Here is a 506-nt window from a genome sequence, read left to right as displayed (position 1 = left end):
GACGTGGTCGTCTATGACGTTCTGGGCGACGTCGTCTGCGGCGGCTTCGCGGTTCCGGTGCGCGAGGGGATCGCCGAGCACGTCTTCACCGTCTCCTCCTCGGACTTCATGGCGATCTACGCCGCCAACAACCTCTTCAAGGGGATCAAAAAATACTCCAACAACGGCGGCGCGCTGTTGGGCGGGGTGATCGCCAACTCGATCAACACCGGCTACGCCAAGGAGATCGTGGACGACTTCGTGGCCCAGACCAAGACCCAGGTGATCGAGTACGTGCCGCGCTCGGTGACGGTGACCCAAGCCGAACTGCAGGGGAAAACGACCATCGAGGCGTTTATCGATTCGGACCAGGCGAAGGTCTACAAGGGGTTGGCCCAGAAGATCTACGAGCACACCGATTCCAAGGTGCCGGAGCCGCTCGACGACAAGGGGCTGCACGAGTGGGCTTTCAAGTGGGCGGACACTCTCCTTGCCATGGAAACCGGTGAGGTCCGGAGCCAGGCGGC

General features: G+C 62.1%; 1 pseudogene. It reads left to right on the top strand.

Going from position 1 to position 506, the window contains the following annotated elements:
• Window positions 1-506: pseudogene (locus JFN93_RS25295) on the top strand (nitrogenase iron protein); the annotation flags it as partial.

Origin of the sequence: Geomesophilobacter sediminis, assembly GCF_016458275.1 — a bacterium.
Classification (GTDB): domain Bacteria; phylum Desulfobacterota; class Desulfuromonadia; order Geobacterales; family Geobacteraceae; genus Geomesophilobacter; species Geomesophilobacter sediminis.
Note: the sequence above shows the minus strand (reverse complement) of the source record. Positions and strands in the feature narration are given on the sequence as shown.